Origin of the sequence: Bifidobacterium scardovii JCM 12489 = DSM 13734, from assembly GCF_001042635.1 — a bacterium.
Lineage (GTDB): Bacteria > Actinomycetota > Actinomycetes > Actinomycetales > Bifidobacteriaceae > Bifidobacterium > Bifidobacterium scardovii.
On record NZ_AP012331.1, the window covers coordinates 888,915 to 902,155 of the forward strand.

Here is a 13,241-nt window from a genome sequence, read left to right on the forward strand (position 1 = left end):
TCTGAATGAGGGTCTCGTGATTCGCGCACCGACAACTCGGGGGTTTGAGACATAACTGTGTCTCAAACCCCCGAGTTGTCGGTGCGCGGGTTGATAGACACGGCAATGCATTACGCTCCGAGAAGAATAAGACGGTGGAGCTGCTTTGCCTGCGCGGCTCGGTCGAACAGGTCGGACGCTGGATGCTGGTGGTCCGCACTATAAATATGAGAGTGGCGCACGCCCCGCCGGCGGGATCATGCCGCAACCGGCGCGACGGGACGACCGCTCCGGAAACGGCGGGCGCTAGAGAGCCGCCAAGGCGCTGCGGATGCGGCCGACCACGGCGTCGCGGGTCAGGCCGTAGCGTTCGTCGAGTTCCGCCAAGGGCACCCGATCGGTGAATTCCTTCGCCGCGCCGAAATTCAGCACGCGCATTGGTTCCGGACCGGCGGCCGATTCGTCACCGGCATGAACCGCATCGGCCCGCGCGTAGAACGCGGCGATCTTCTCGCCCCAGCCGCCTTCGAGCTGCCCGTCCTCCAGCGTGACGACGACCTGATGATCGGTATGCAGCCCCAACAAGGTCTCCTCGTCCAGCGTGGAGAATTGCTGAGGATCGATCAGCGTGGCAACGATGGGGTCCGCGGCGTCACCGGCCAAGGCATCGGCGACGGCGCATCCCAACGGGTAGGCGTTGCCCAACGCCAGAATCGCGACCCGGGCGCCTCGCCGCGCGATGCGATAGGCGCTCCAGGGCATGGCATTGCCGTGTTGTTGATGCTGCGCGGCATCGGCAGCTTCGGCTCGGACAACATCGGTTCCGCCAGCATTGGCTCCGCTCGCGCCGCTGCCGCCATCGCGGCCTTCGCGGATGCGAGCGGCCTCCCGTTCCGCGGCGAGAATCGTGTCGCCGGGCACGCGGATGACGACGGGCCCGGTGTTGCCGGCGCCGGTCGACCACGCCAGCATGTCGAGAAACGCCTGCCCGCTGGTCGGCGCAAGGCAGGTCAGCGTCGGAATATTGCCGAACATGGCGATGTCGAATGCGCCGGAATGGGTGTTGTCGGCGCCGGACAGGCCGCCCCCGAAATCGAGCAGCGTCGCCGGGGTGCCGTTCAGCGCCAGCTCCTGCTGCAGCTGGTCGAAGGTGCGCTGGAAGAACGTGGCCGAGGTGGCCAGCACCGGCCGCCCGCCGGCCCGGGCGATGCCCGAGGCGAACGCCACCGCGTGCTCCTCGGTGATGCCGGTATCTACATAGTGCCGGCCGGCGCGCTCGCGGAACGCCCTGGTGATGCCGTTCGACCCCGGGGTCGCGGGGGAGATGACCACCAGTCCCGGCTCTTGGGCGAATCGTGGCTCCAACGCGGCCATGGCCAGTTGCCCGTAATGCTTGCGCGCGCCGGCGGGCTGGCCGGCCGCGGAATCCGGATTCTGCCAGTGGTTCGCCTCGCAGCGGCCGGAGGTCAGCGTCTGCGGTTCCGCTGCCTCGTCCGACGCCGTCTCCGGCAGTCCAAGGCCCTTCACCGTGTGGATGTGCACGACGACCGGGTGGTCGATGTCCTTCACCTTGCGGAACGCGCGCACCAGCGCCGCGACGTCGTTGCCCCGCTCCACATAGCGGTAGTCCAGCCCGAACGCCCTGAAGATATTCGGCTCCGACGTGCCGCCCGACGCGCGCAGCCGGGCCAGCGGGCCGTACATGCCGCCGAAATCCTCGGCGATCGACATCTCGTTGTCGTTGAAGACGATGATCAGGTTGCCGCCCTGTTCGGCGGCGTTGTTCAGCCCCTCGAACGCGATGGCGGAGCTGAGCGATCCGTCGCCGATCACCGCGATCACGTTGCTGTGCCCGCCGGCCATGTCGCGCGCCTTGGCCAGGCCGCAGGCGAGCGAAATGGACGTGCCGGTATGCCCGAGCACGAACTGGTCGTGCTCGCTTTCCTCGGGGTTGGTGAACCCGGTGACCGAATCGTGCAGCGCGGGATCGAGGTAGGCCGAGGCCCGCCCGGTAAGCATCTTGTGCACGTAGCTCTGATGGGACACGTCGAATACGATGCGGTCGTGCGGCGAATCGAACACGCGGTGCAGCGCCACCGTGGCCTCGACCAGGCCGAGATTCGACCCGATGTGCCCGCCGTGCTCCCTGCCGAACGCGATCAGCGTGCGCCGGATTTCCGAGCAGAGCCCGGGCAATGCGTCGGCATCGAGGGCATGGACGTCGGCAGGGCCGTGAATCGTACCCAGGATGCTGTCGCGCATACGCATGTCCTTTCTCGCTGTTCCAAATGCGACATCCTAACCCAACCGCATCCCGAGCGGCACGCATCGGCTCGAATACCCCCAACATCTCCGTATACGCCGGCGAGCTCCGGCACGGTCCGCGGCGGTCCGCGGCGGAATACCGCGGAACGTGGTTGAATGGATAGCGGACGATCCGCCGCGCGCCGCGAACAGCCGCAACGGACGGCGGCCCCGCCCCCGCCGCGGGGAACACAGGAACAAAGGAGTGCCGATGAAAGCCGTATACGCCGCAGGAACCGACTACGACAATCCGCTCGCCGTGCTTGAGGTGGGCGATCTGCCCGAGCCGCAGGCGCGCCCGTTCTGGTCGACCGTGTCCGTCAAGGCCACGACCGTCAACCACCACGATATCTGGAGTCTCAAGGGGGTCGGCCTGTCCGCCGAGCAGGCGCCGATGGTCCTCGGCACCGACGCGGCCGGCACGCTCGACGAGGACATCCCCGTGCGCAAGGGGCTCAAGGCCGGCAGCGAGGTCGTGCTTTACACCTTCGTCGGCACGGACGGCGCCGGCGTGATGCCGGGCGAGCGCCGCACGATCCTGTCCGAGAAATACGCGGGCACGATGGCCGAGAAAACGCAGGTGCCGAGCGCGAACGTGTTCGCCAAGCCCGCCAACCTGACCCTCGACGAGGCGGCCGCGCTCGGCACCAGCTGGATCACCGCGTATTCGCTGCTGTTCACGTCCGCGAACGTCAAGCCGGGCGACACGATCCTCGTGCAGGGCGCCGGCGGCGGCGTGTCGACCGCGGCGATCCAGCTCGCGCATGCGGCCGGCCTCGAGGTGTTCGTCACCTCGCGCTCCGAAGCCAAGCGCGGCAAGGCGCTGGCGCTCGGCGCGGACGCCGCGTTCGAGGCCGGCGCGCGGCTGCCGCGCAAGGTCGACGCGGTGATCGAGTCGGTCGGCGCGGCCACATGGGGCCATTCGGTCAAGTCGGTGCGCCCGGGCGGCACGATCGCGATCTGCGGCGCCACGACCGGCGACCAGCCCGGCGCCGAACTGACCCGCATCTTCTTCCAGGACATCCGCGTGCAGGGCAACACGATGGGCTCGCGCGAGGATTTCGCACGCATGCTGCGATTCGTGGAGCACGCCGACCTGCATCCGGTGATCGATGCGACGTACGCGCTCGCCGACGCCCCCGCCGCCTTCGGCAAGGTGCTCTCCGGCGACGTGTTCGGCAAGGTGGTGATGCGCGTGTGACCAGCCGCGCGCCGGCGGCGTGACCGGGCCGGCGCGGTCGGGCGGGTCCCCGCGGCGTACGGCGCTGCCCGGCGCGGCGCCTTTCTGTAGGCCGCAGTGCGTACAGTTGGAACGGTATTGGTGACAATTCCGCGACGGAGGTTCGTATGGCAGACAGCAAGCCCGAAGTGGCCGTGATCATGGGATCGGCAAGCGACTGGGAGACCATGAAGCATGCGTGCGACATGCTCGACCAGTTCGGGGTCCCCTACATCAAGCGGGTGATTTCCGCGCACCGCACCCCCGAACTCATGGCCGAGTTCGCGCACGACGCGCGCGCCAACGGCCTGAAGGTCATCATCGCCGGCGCCGGCGGCGCGGCCCACCTGCCCGGCATGGTCGCCGCGCAGACCACGCTGCCCGTGATCGGCGTGCCGGTGCGCTCACATGCGCTGTCCGGCTGGGATTCGCTGCTGTCGATCGTGCAGATGCCCGGCGGCATCCCGGTCGCCACCACCGCGGTCGGCAACTCGGGCGCGACCAACGCCGGCCTGCTCGCGATCAGCATCCTGTCGACCAACGACGGGCGGCTGGCGGATGCGCTGCAGGAGTACCGCGACGGACTGAAGGAAAAGGTGGCCGAATCCAATGCCCAGCTTGTCTGAGGAAACGCACGGCGCGGTCTCGCGCCTGATGCCCGGCTCGACCATCGGCATCGTCGGCGGCGGCCAGCTCGGCCGCATGATGGCGCTGAGCGCGAAATACATGGGATTCCGCATCGGCGTGCTCGACCCGACCCCGGACTGCCCGACGGCGCAGGTCGGCGACTTCCAGATCGTCGCCGACTACGACGACAAGGCCGCGATCCGCGAGCTGGCCGAGAAGTCCGACGTGCTCACCTATGAGTTCGAGAACGTGGACGCCGACGCGCTGGACGAGGTGCGCGGCGAGGTCGCCGTGCCGCAGGGCACCGACCTGCTGCGCGTGACGCAGAACCGCATCGCCGAGAAGACCTTCATCAACCGCCACGGCATCGAGACCGCGCCGTGGCGCGCGGTGAACAGCCGGGCCGATCTGGTCGCCGCGCTCGGCGAACTGGGGTACCCGGCCGTGCTCAAGACCTGCGAGGGCGGCTACGACGGTCACGGCCAGATCGTGCTGCACGGCGAGGATGACCTGGCGCGGGTCTGGCCGGATGACGACTTCCCGCCGGCGATCCTCGAGGGATTCGTCGATTTCGCCTTCGAGGCGTCGATCCTGGTGTCCGGCGACGGCGAGCACTATGTGACGTTCCCGATCGTGCACAACATCCACCGCAACAACATCCTGCACCTGACGATCGCGCCGGCCGACGTGCCGGCATCGGTCGAAGCGCGTGCGCACGAGCTGGCCAGGACGCTGGCCGGCGGCTTCGAGCTGGCCGGCACGCTCGCCATCGAGCTGTTCGTCACCAAGGACGACCGCGTGATCGTCAACGAGCTGGCGCCGCGCCCGCACAACTCGGGCCACTACACGATCGAGGCGTGCTCGATCGACCAGTTCGACGCGCACATCCGCGGCATCGCCGGGTGGCCGATCCCGCAGCCGAAGCTGCTGAGCCCGGCCGTGATGGTCAACGTGCTCGGCCAGCACGTCGCGCCGACTCGAGCGCTGATCGGGGAGCATCCCGAATGGAACGTGCACGACTACGGCAAGGCCGCGGTCAAGCACGACCGCAAGATGGGCCACATCACCGTGCTCACCGACGATACGGCCGCCACCGTCAAGGCGCTGGAGTCCACCGGCTGCTGGGACGACCTCAAGTAGCGGCCGTCGTCTCCGGCCGGCCGGGGCCTCGATGCCCTGCCCGGCCGGCAGCGGCATGGCTCGCCGTTCCTGTCGCCCCGTCGATCGAGCGGGGCGATTGCTTTTTTGGAATAACGCTCTTGCTCTTGTCCGCGAAGACGCTATTATCAATAAGTAGCTGTAAATGATAATAGAGTCGGCTCGCGATGATGCCGGCACGACCCAGGGAGCGAATGATGACGGGAACCGGACCGGCGCGACATACCAAGCAGAAGGACGCCGTGATGCAGCAGCTGCGCAGCAGCGACGACTTCGTCTCGGCGCAGGAGCTGCACCGCAAGCTCGACGACGAGGGCACACGCATCGGCCTGGCCACCGTGTACCGCCAGCTCAACGCGCTGGTCGACTCGGGCGCCGCGGACACGGTTCGCCTCAACGGCCAGCAGCTGTTCCGCCTGTGCGGCGACGAGGGACATCACCACCATCTGGTGTGCCGCGAATGCGGCAAAACCGTCGAAATCGACCCGCCGAGCGAATCCTGGCTGCGCAAGATCGCCGACGGCCACGGTTTCACGGTCGAATCCCACACGCTCGAGGTGTTCGGCCTGTGCGCCGATTGCCGCGAGCGCGCCGCAGCCGCCAGGCACTAGCGGTCTGTCTCGTCACTGATCGACCGTTCTATCCAGTGCGCGAAGCGCGCGGCGCATTACCATCATGAGGTGTCGGCGGATCATGGCGGATGCTGATGTTCCGCCGCCGGACCACCCCCAGTCGGCTTCGCCGACAGCCCCCGCCAGCGGGGGCATGCGTCTCTGACTATTGGTTTTATTACGTCGATTCTGTCATATCCCGCCCCCGCTGGCGGGGGCTGTCGGCGAAACCGACTGGGGGTGGTCCGATGGTTGCGTCTCAACCCTCGCGCAGTCTGCCGCCCGGTTGCTGCGGCAGGGCTGAGGCGTACGAGTCGAAGATGATGCGCGCGTCGATGGGGCGGGGGCCGGCATGGGGCACCGACCACTGCCCGTGCAGCCGGCCTTCGGCGTCGGAGAAGGCGTCGATGGTCAGCCGGCTGGGCGCGAAGGGCAGGTTGAGGTCGAGATCCAGTGAGTTGGACCGCTGCATCCGGTACCACATGCCGCTCACCTGTCCGGTCCGGGGCTCGAACGCGCTGGCGAACATGGTGATCGACCCGTGGAAATGCGTGTCGCTCATATCGTCGAATTCGATGTCGGCGATGATGGTCATGTCGCCGACCATCGCCGACGTGTCCACGCGGATGCGTTCGCGCCGGCCCCGGAACGTGCCGCCGCGTCCCGATCCGTTTCCGGCTCCGCCGCGGGCGTGCCTGCCGCTGAGGCCAGACCGGGGATCGTGCGCAGCTTGGGATTGGCGTCCAGCGCGTTGCCGGTGAAGACCTTGCGTTTCTGCGCTTCGGTGATCAGTCCGCTGCCTTCCAGGGCCAGCGCCTGCCCGAGGCACGCCTCGATCGGCGTGTAAGGCGTGTCCGAGCCGTACAGCAGATGCGTGTCGGGCACGTCCAGCAGCCGCATCTTCTCGCGCTGCCACTCCATGGTCCAGTAGTCGGGCGTCGGATAGCCGTCCGGCTCGCCCGGGTGGTGCCGGGCGAGGAAGTCCAGATACACCGGCGGCGGATAGTGGGCCTGGAAATCGACTTTGCTGAGGTATCTCATCGGCCCGTCACTCCACCGACTTGAGGGCGGCGAGCATGTCCACGGTCTTCAGCCGCCGGTAGACGAGCACGCCGAGCGCGGCCAGCACCGCGCCGACCACGACCAGAGGCGCCACGAACGCGAGCCAACCGAGCGCCGGATCGAACATGACCTCGTCGGGCGGCACCTCGGTGATGATGTAGCGGTGCAGCAGCCCGCCGAACCCGTAGCCGGCGAGAATGCCCAGCACGGACAGCATGATCGTCTCGCGGTAGATGTACATGGTCGTCTCGTTCGAATGGAAGCCGAGCACCTTGATGGTCGACAGCTCGCGGATGCGCTCGGATACGTTGAGGTTGGTCAGGTTGTAGAGGATCACCACGGCCAGCAGCGCGGCCACGAGGATCAGCACCTCCATGATCTGGTCGAGCGAGTCGACGATCGTGTCCACCTGCTTCTTCGATGTCGTGTTCTGCACGATGCCCCTGACGCCGCTCAGGGTCATGAACTCGGCTGCCCGCTCGCCGACGTTGTCGGTATCGCCGTCCTTGAGCCTGACCAGATACGCGTTCGACCGGTAGTCCTGGCCGAAGACGTGTTCGTAGCCGCCCGAGGTCATGAACATGAAATGCCCGATGTACATTTCGGTGACGCCGTCGACGCACACCTTGCGCTCCACGCCGCTCTCGTCGGTGACGCTGATCGTGTCGCCCGGCTGCGCGCCGAGCATCTCGGCCATGCGCTCGGAGATGATCGCGCCGCGGTCGGTGAGCACCTGCGGCTTGTGCCCGACGCGCGAGCGCAGCGTGATGTAGTCGCCGAAATTATAGGCGTCGTCGGTGGCGATGAGCGTGATGTCCTGCTTGTCGTTGTCCTTGCCGGCGATCCTGGTGAGCTCCTCGTAGCGGATCGGCGAGGATTCGTCGACCTCCTTGTCCTGCATCGCCTTGGCGACTTCCGTGCGCTGCTCGTCGTTGTTGTCGGATTTCTCGGCGACGATCATGTCGTAGTGGATCAGATCGTCGAACTGGCGGTCGTTGATCTGCCCGATCGACGCCTGCACGCCAAGGCCGGCGGTGAGCAGCGCCACCGCGCCGCATACGCCGAAGATCGTCATGAACATGCGCGACTTGTAGCGGAAGATGTTGCGCGCGGTGACCTTGCGCGTGAAGTTCAGACGCGACCACAGCGGGGTGATGCGCTCGAGGAAGATCTTCGAGCCCTTCGCAGGGGGTTTCGGCAGCAGCAGGGAGGCCGGCTTCTCGCGCAGCTCGCGGGACGCCGCCGCGCAGGCGGGCACCACGGCGCTCACCCAGGCCAGCGCGAACGCGACGGCGGTGATGGCCGGGTGGAACGCCAGCGCGATGCGCGGCACCGTGAATCCGGTGCTGTACGCGTGGTCGACGATGAGCGGCAGCAGCGTGTGGCCGGCGGCCACGCCGATGATCGTGCCGAGCGTCGAGGCGGTGAACCCGTAGAACGTGAATTTCTTCATGATGTCGGCGTCGCCGTAGCCGAGCGCCTTGAGCGTGCCCGAGTTGGTGCGCTCCTCGTCGACCATGCGGCCCATGGTGGTGAAGGTGACGAGCGCGGCCACCAGGTACAGGAACACGGGGAAGATCATCGCCAGTTTCTCGACGATGTTCGCGATGATCTCGTACACGCGGTAGCCCTCCGAGGTGAGCCACTCGCGCCGGCCGTCGATCGAATAGGCTGGCACCGTGAGCGTGTCGACCTTCTCGCGCGCGAGTGCGATGTCGTGTTCGGCGTCGGCGATCTTCTGCTCGGCCTGCGGCTTGGCGTCCTCGTATTCCTTGAGCTTCGCGTCGTATTCCTCTTCGGACTTCTCGATCTGGCGCTGTCCTTCGATCAGCTGCGTGGCCCCGCCGGAGACGCTGCCGGCGGCCGTGGAGACCGCGCTGCCCAGCTCCGTCTGCTTGGCGGCGAGCTGGCGGGAGGCCTCGGCGATCGCGGCGGCGTTCTTTTGGTAGTCGTCCGACCCCTGCTCGAGCTTGGCGGCGCCGTCGTTCCACTGCCGCAGCGCCGTATGGTATTCGCTGAGCTTGCCATTGTACTGCGCTGCGGCGTCGTTGTAGCCCGACAGCGCCTGGTCGTACTGCGTCTTGACGCTGTTGTACAGCGATCCGGTCAGGCCGGTGTCCGCCCACTGCCCCAGCAGCGTTCCGGTGCCGTCCAGCGCCGGTTTGACGGCTTCGAGCGCGGTGCGCGCCGCGTCGAGCTGCTTCTTGGCGTCCGACAGCTGGCTCCACGACGAGGCGAGCTGGCCTTGGCCCTGCGTCAGCTGCTGCGCGCCGGCCGCCAGCTGCGTCTGCGCGCCGGTCAGCTGGGTACCGGCCGCGGCGATCTGCGCCGTGGCCCCCGAAAGCTGGGCCATGGCGGCGGAGGCCTGATCGACCGCCTCGGCGCTGCCGTCGGACACCTGGTCCTTGGCGGCGTCGATCTGCGATTTCGCGTCGTCGAGCTGCTGCTGCGCGTCGGCCAGCTGCTGTTTGGCGTCGTTGACCTGGGACTGCGCCTTGTCGATCTGCTCGCGGCGTTCCTCGCGGATCGAGGCCTCGCGCGCCTCGGGCTGGTCGGCGAGCCGCTTGGTGAGCGTCTCCTTGTGCGCCTGCACGCGGTCGCGGTAATCGGTGGTCCAGTAGTCGAGCCCGGCGGTGTCCGTGAACGTGACGCGGCCGATCATCGCCACGTCCGAGTCGAACGCGCCGTCGGTCACCACCGCATAGCCGTCGAGCTCGCCGGTGCCGGCCGTCGACTGGCCGAGATTCAGGTTGGAGATGGCCTCGCTCGAGTCGACGAATCCGACCACGGTGAAGGTCGTGTTGGTCAGCACGGTGTCGCCGGCGATGTCGGGCTGCTCGGTGACGGTGATGGTGCTGTCGATCGCGAACTTGTCCCGTTCGTCGGTGTCCAGCGCGATCTCCGTGGCCTTGTTCGGCAGGCGCCCCTCGGCCACGGCGTAGGTCGACACGGTCTGCGGCCTGGAGAACACGCGCAGGCTGTGGTTGCTGTTCTTGATCGTCACGTCCTTGAAATAGCCGAATTCGGCCGTTTTCACGCCTGCGGTCCCGCGGATGATCGACTCGTCGTCGTGGGTCAGGCCGTAGTCGCTGATCACGGTGACGTCGGCCAGGTCGTTGCCGTCGAAGAAGTCGGTGCCGGTGATCCGCATGTCCGGGCCGGTGACGAACAGGCCGACGAGCGCGAAGGATCCCAGCGCCATCAGGCTGACGATCGAGAGAAAGCGTCCCTTGGACTTCGCCATCGTGACGCGGATGTCCTTCCACAGCATGCGCTTGCGCAGGCGCGTGCGTGTGCGTGTGCGTGTGCGGGTGCCGTTGCGGCCGTTTGCGTGGGAGCCGCTTGCGGCGGCGGCCGATGCGTGGCCGTTCGTATGGCGTTGTGCGTGATTGCGTGTCATCCGTTCACCACTCCAGATCCTTGATGTCCATCGGCTGTTCGTTCACGTCGATCGATTTGACGCGCGCGTCGTGCATGTGGATCACGCGGTCGGCGATCGGCGCGATGGCCGAGTTGTGGGTGACGATCACCACGGTCGCGCCCTTCTTGCGGCTCTGGTCCTGCAGGATCTGCAGCACCTGCTTGCCGGTGTTGTAGTCCAGCGCGCCGGTCGGCTCGTCGCACAGCAGGATCTTCGGGTTCTTGGCCACGGCGCGGGCGATGGCCACGCGCTGCTGCTCGCCGCCGGAGAGCTGCGCGGGGAAGTTGTTGATGCGGTCCTTGAGCCCGACGTCGATCAGCGCCTGCACCGGGTCCTGCGCGTCCTTGACGAGTTCGGAGGCGAGCTCCACGTTCTCCTTGGCGGTCAGGTTCGCGACGAGGTTGTAGAACTGGAACACGAAGCCGATGTCGTGCCGGCGGTACTCGGTGAGCTGGTGGGCGTTGTAGTCGGAGATGTCCTTGCCGTCGATGATCACCTGCCCCTCCGAGTTCGTGTCCATGCCGCCCAGAATGTTGAGCACAGTGGATTTGCCGGCGCCCGAGGCGCCGAGGATGATCGCCAGCCCGCCTTTTTCGATGCCGAAGCTCACGTCGTTGTTGGCGACGATGGTGGTGTCGCCCATCTGGTAGCGCTTGAAGCTGTGGACCATGTCGATGTAGGCCATGATGCCCTTCCGTTGGTGGTGTCCGTGTGCGCATGCCGCCCACCCGCCGGGTGCGATCCGCATGTGGCGGACCGTCGCCATCGTCACTACGAATAGACAACATGTTGATTTAACTGTTCCCGATTGTATGGGGCGATTGAAAAGCCGGTCAATCAGCAGAAAACGCAAAAATGTTCATTTTGAACATATTGGTGAAAGCTGTCTATTCTGTCTTTATCTGAACAACATGTTGATATGATGTGGCGTATAACCATGACCGAAGAGAGGCGAGCGAAAGGGGTTGCCATGGCTGACGGCGGCAAGCGCAATACCATGACCGAGGCGAAGATCAAGGCGGCGTTCACCGAGCTGATGCAGTCCAAGGACTTCGACGCGATGACGGTGAGCGGCATCGTGCGCGCGGCCGGCATCAACCGCGGCACCTTCTACCTGCATTATCTCGACAAGTTCGATCTGCGCCAGCAGCTGATCGACGACACGATCGCCGATCTGACGCGGATCCTCATCACGCGGCCCGGCGGCCGGGAGCGGCGGCCGGGCAGCGTCTCCGATTGCTTCGACCCCGAGGCGATCGCCGAGGCGCTGCGCTACGTCAAGCGCGACTATGCGTTTTTCGATGCGGTGTCGCGCTCTGGCAACGACATGCAGATGTACGACCGCGTCAAGGACGTGCTCAAGCAGATGCTGCTCGGCCAGGCCTCCCATGTCGGCGCAGAACTGCGCTACAGCGGCATCCCGCGAGACTATGCGCTGGAGATCCTCGTCTCCGCCGTCTCGTCGATCATCTGGCTGTGGATCCGCCGGGGGTGCAAGGAGACGCCGGAGGAGATCTGCGCGATCATCGAGAAAAACAAAACCACCGCGCCCATCGACATATTGCGATAGACGCGGCGGTTGTTGTGCGAAGTGAGACTGAAGGGAGTCAATCCGCAAGAGAAAGCGGAAACCTAACCTCAGGCGGCCAGTTCGGCCTTGAGCTCCTTGAGGCCGGCGAGGATCTCCTCGTGGCACTTCTCGCTCGGGTCGAAGGCGAGGTGGCAGAACGCGCACTCGTGGCCCTCGTGGTCCTCGTGGCAGGTGTGCGCGCAGGCCTTGCCCTCGCACTCCTCGGTGTTGCCGTGCTCGCAGTCGGCGTCGTCGCAGCAGTCGCCGGTGAAGCAGCAGCCGCAGCAGCCGCAGGCGGCGGTGCCGTGCTCGTGCTTGGTGACATCGAACTTGGCCAGGGTGTCCTTGCAGACGGCGAAGGTGCCTTCCTCGGTGACGATCTCGTAGGCGTGCTGGTCAAGAGTCTTGATGGTCATAAGTTGTCCTTTCATCGTGTGTTCGTCTGAGACTATAGGCGGGCGCCCGTCGTCGGCGGAAGTTAGTGAAAGTGATTATCAGGCCCGTTCCATGCCCCTCCTGTTGGGTGGGGAGGGCGTGCTTGTGCCGTGCTCTCCATCCCTTCCCGCTGGCGGAAGAGGATATGAAGTGCCGGAGGGCGGTTGCGCCGGTGTGACTACTTGACCATCGCCGGTCTCGCAGCCGCATCGCCTTGGGCGTCATGCTTCGCCGCGCACTTGGGACACAGGCCGAAAATCTCCAGTTCGTGGGCGATGTCCTGGTACTTCAGCTGCTTGGCGGCTTTGTCGATCCACTGCTCAAGTCCGGGAATCTCGATTTCGATGGTCCGCCCGCATTCGCGGCACACGATGTGATGGTGATGATGCTGGTCGGAACATTCGCGGTAGAGGGCCTCGCCGTTGACGTGGATCACGTCGAGCTCGCCTTGGGAGGCCGTCATCTGCAGGTTGCGGTAGGCGGTGGCCGTGCCGATGCGCGTGCCGCGCTCGCGTAGGATGTCGGTGATTTCCTGGGCCGTGACGAATCGGGACAATTCCGCCAAGACCTGGGTGATGAGGAGTCGGGGTCGCGTCACGCGCCGGGTGGTCTCGGTTTGCTCGATGCTCATGACGTTCTGCCCCTTTCCGATAACAAATGATATTCATTATCGTTATTAAAGCAAGAGCGGTGAGTCGCTGCCCGTTTGTCCGGTATGGCGTCTATCAATGATATTGATATTCGTTATCAAAAAAAGACGTAGAAAGAAGCATGTTGACTGCGTGCGAAGCGTGCGGGAAACCAGGCATGGTGGCCGAACGATTTCGGCCGATGCGCCGGCCGCGCGCTGAATCG

The 13,241-nt window shown here is 66.0% G+C and carries 12 protein-coding genes; 5 read left to right on the forward strand and 7 right to left on the reverse strand.

Annotated features, from left to right (window positions below; all coding sequences use genetic code 11):
* Positions 1 to 285 precede the first annotated feature (285 nt).
* Positions 286 to 2,241: a 1-deoxy-D-xylulose-5-phosphate synthase gene (locus tag BBSC_RS03650; protein ID WP_033518258.1), complete on the reverse strand. Its 1,956-nt coding sequence runs from the start codon at positions 2,239 to 2,241 to the stop codon at positions 286 to 288.
* Between the two features lie 253 nt (positions 2,242 to 2,494).
* Between BBSC_RS03650 and BBSC_RS03655 the strand changes: the two genes are divergently transcribed.
* The 4 genes from BBSC_RS03655 to BBSC_RS03670 all read left to right on the forward strand — a co-directional run bounded on the left by BBSC_RS03655 (position 2,495) and on the right by BBSC_RS03670 (position 5,898).
* Positions 2,495 to 3,484: a zinc-binding dehydrogenase gene (locus tag BBSC_RS03655; RefSeq protein WP_033518257.1), complete on the forward strand. Its 990-nt coding sequence runs from the start codon at positions 2,495 to 2,497 to the stop codon at positions 3,482 to 3,484.
* 146 nt (positions 3,485 to 3,630) lie between these two features.
* The gene (gene purE / locus BBSC_RS03660) at positions 3,631 to 4,128 is read left to right on the forward strand and encodes a 5-(carboxyamino)imidazole ribonucleotide mutase (RefSeq protein WP_033518255.1); all 498 of its coding nucleotides are present in this window, start codon (positions 3,631 to 3,633) and stop codon (positions 4,126 to 4,128) included.
* Positions 4,112 to 5,269, forward strand: coding sequence for a 5-(carboxyamino)imidazole ribonucleotide synthase (purK, locus tag BBSC_RS03665; protein WP_033518254.1), 1,158 nt, complete (start codon positions 4,112 to 4,114; stop codon positions 5,267 to 5,269). Before purE ends, purK begins: the two co-directional genes overlap by 17 nt.
* A gap of 215 nt (positions 5,270 to 5,484) precedes the next feature.
* Positions 5,485 to 5,898 carry a Fur family transcriptional regulator gene (locus BBSC_RS03670; protein ID WP_033518295.1) on the forward strand — a complete coding sequence of 138 codons (414 nt, stop codon included), beginning with the start codon at positions 5,485 to 5,487 and terminating at the stop codon, positions 5,896 to 5,898.
* A 259-nt stretch (positions 5,899 to 6,157) separates the two neighbouring features.
* Here BBSC_RS03670 and BBSC_RS03675 read toward each other — a convergent pair whose 3' ends face one another.
* From BBSC_RS03675 to BBSC_RS03690, 4 genes are read right to left on the reverse strand one after another with little or no spacing between them, the layout of a single operon-like run.
* Positions 6,158 to 6,493 carry a hypothetical protein gene (locus tag BBSC_RS03675; protein WP_152600880.1) on the reverse strand — a complete coding sequence of 112 codons (336 nt, stop codon included), beginning with the start codon at positions 6,491 to 6,493 and terminating at the stop codon, positions 6,158 to 6,160.
* Entirely contained in the window at positions 6,490 to 6,939 is a 450-nt protein-coding gene (locus BBSC_RS03680) for a hypothetical protein (protein WP_033518251.1), read from the reverse strand. Before BBSC_RS03680 ends, BBSC_RS03675 begins: the two co-directional genes overlap by 4 nt.
* A gap of 7 nt (positions 6,940 to 6,946) precedes the next feature.
* Complete coding sequence (locus BBSC_RS03685) at positions 6,947 to 10,360, reverse strand: ABC transporter permease (RefSeq protein WP_231649042.1); 3,414 nt, start codon at positions 10,358 to 10,360, stop codon at positions 6,947 to 6,949.
* Between the two features lie 4 nt (positions 10,361 to 10,364).
* Positions 10,365 to 11,066: an ABC transporter ATP-binding protein gene (locus BBSC_RS03690; RefSeq protein ID WP_033518248.1), complete on the reverse strand. Its 702-nt coding sequence runs from the start codon at positions 11,064 to 11,066 to the stop codon at positions 10,365 to 10,367.
* Positions 11,067 to 11,351: 285 nt separating this feature from the next.
* Between BBSC_RS03690 and BBSC_RS03695 the strand changes: the two genes are divergently transcribed.
* A complete protein-coding gene (locus BBSC_RS03695; RefSeq protein WP_033518246.1) occupies positions 11,352 to 11,951 on the forward strand; it encodes a TetR/AcrR family transcriptional regulator in 600 nt (199 codons plus the stop codon).
* 68 nt (positions 11,952 to 12,019) lie between these two features.
* On the opposite strand, the gene BBSC_RS03700 is transcribed toward BBSC_RS03695, so the two are convergent.
* On the reverse strand, positions 12,020 to 12,367 hold the full coding sequence (locus tag BBSC_RS03700) for a hypothetical protein (protein WP_033518244.1): 348 nt from the start codon (positions 12,365 to 12,367) through the stop codon (positions 12,020 to 12,022).
* Between the two features lie 197 nt (positions 12,368 to 12,564).
* Positions 12,565 to 13,017, reverse strand: a complete 453-nt coding sequence (locus BBSC_RS03705) for a Fur family transcriptional regulator (RefSeq protein WP_033518242.1) — start codon at positions 13,015 to 13,017, stop codon at positions 12,565 to 12,567.
* Positions 13,018 to 13,241: the final 224 nt, after the last annotated feature.

Coding starts and splice junctions, on each gene's coding strand:
- purE (WP_033518255.1), top strand. CDS start 3,631: ATGGCAGACAGCAAGCCCGAAGTGGCCGTGATCATGGGATCGGCAAGC.
- BBSC_RS03690 (WP_033518248.1), bottom strand. CDS start 11,066: ATGGCCTACATCGACATGGTCCACAGCTTCAAGCGCTACCAGATGGGC.
- BBSC_RS03670 (WP_033518295.1), top strand. CDS start 5,485: ATGACGGGAACCGGACCGGCGCGACATACCAAGCAGAAGGACGCCGTG.
- BBSC_RS03650 (WP_033518258.1), bottom strand. CDS start 2,241: ATGCGCGACAGCATCCTGGGTACGATTCACGGCCCTGCCGACGTCCAT.
- BBSC_RS03675 (WP_152600880.1), bottom strand. CDS start 6,493: ATGACCATCATCGCCGACATCGAATTCGACGATATGAGCGACACGCAT.
- BBSC_RS03685 (WP_231649042.1), bottom strand. CDS start 10,360: ATGACACGCAATCACGCACAACGCCATACGAACGGCCACGCATCGGCC.
- BBSC_RS03680 (WP_033518251.1), bottom strand. CDS start 6,939: ATGAGATACCTCAGCAAAGTCGATTTCCAGGCCCACTATCCGCCGCCG.
- BBSC_RS03695 (WP_033518246.1), top strand. CDS start 11,352: ATGGCTGACGGCGGCAAGCGCAATACCATGACCGAGGCGAAGATCAAG.
- purK (WP_033518254.1), top strand. CDS start 4,112: ATGCCCAGCTTGTCTGAGGAAACGCACGGCGCGGTCTCGCGCCTGATG.
- BBSC_RS03700 (WP_033518244.1), bottom strand. CDS start 12,367: ATGACCATCAAGACTCTTGACCAGCACGCCTACGAGATCGTCACCGAG.
- BBSC_RS03655 (WP_033518257.1), top strand. CDS start 2,495: ATGAAAGCCGTATACGCCGCAGGAACCGACTACGACAATCCGCTCGCC.
- BBSC_RS03705 (WP_033518242.1), bottom strand. CDS start 13,017: ATGAGCATCGAGCAAACCGAGACCACCCGGCGCGTGACGCGACCCCGA.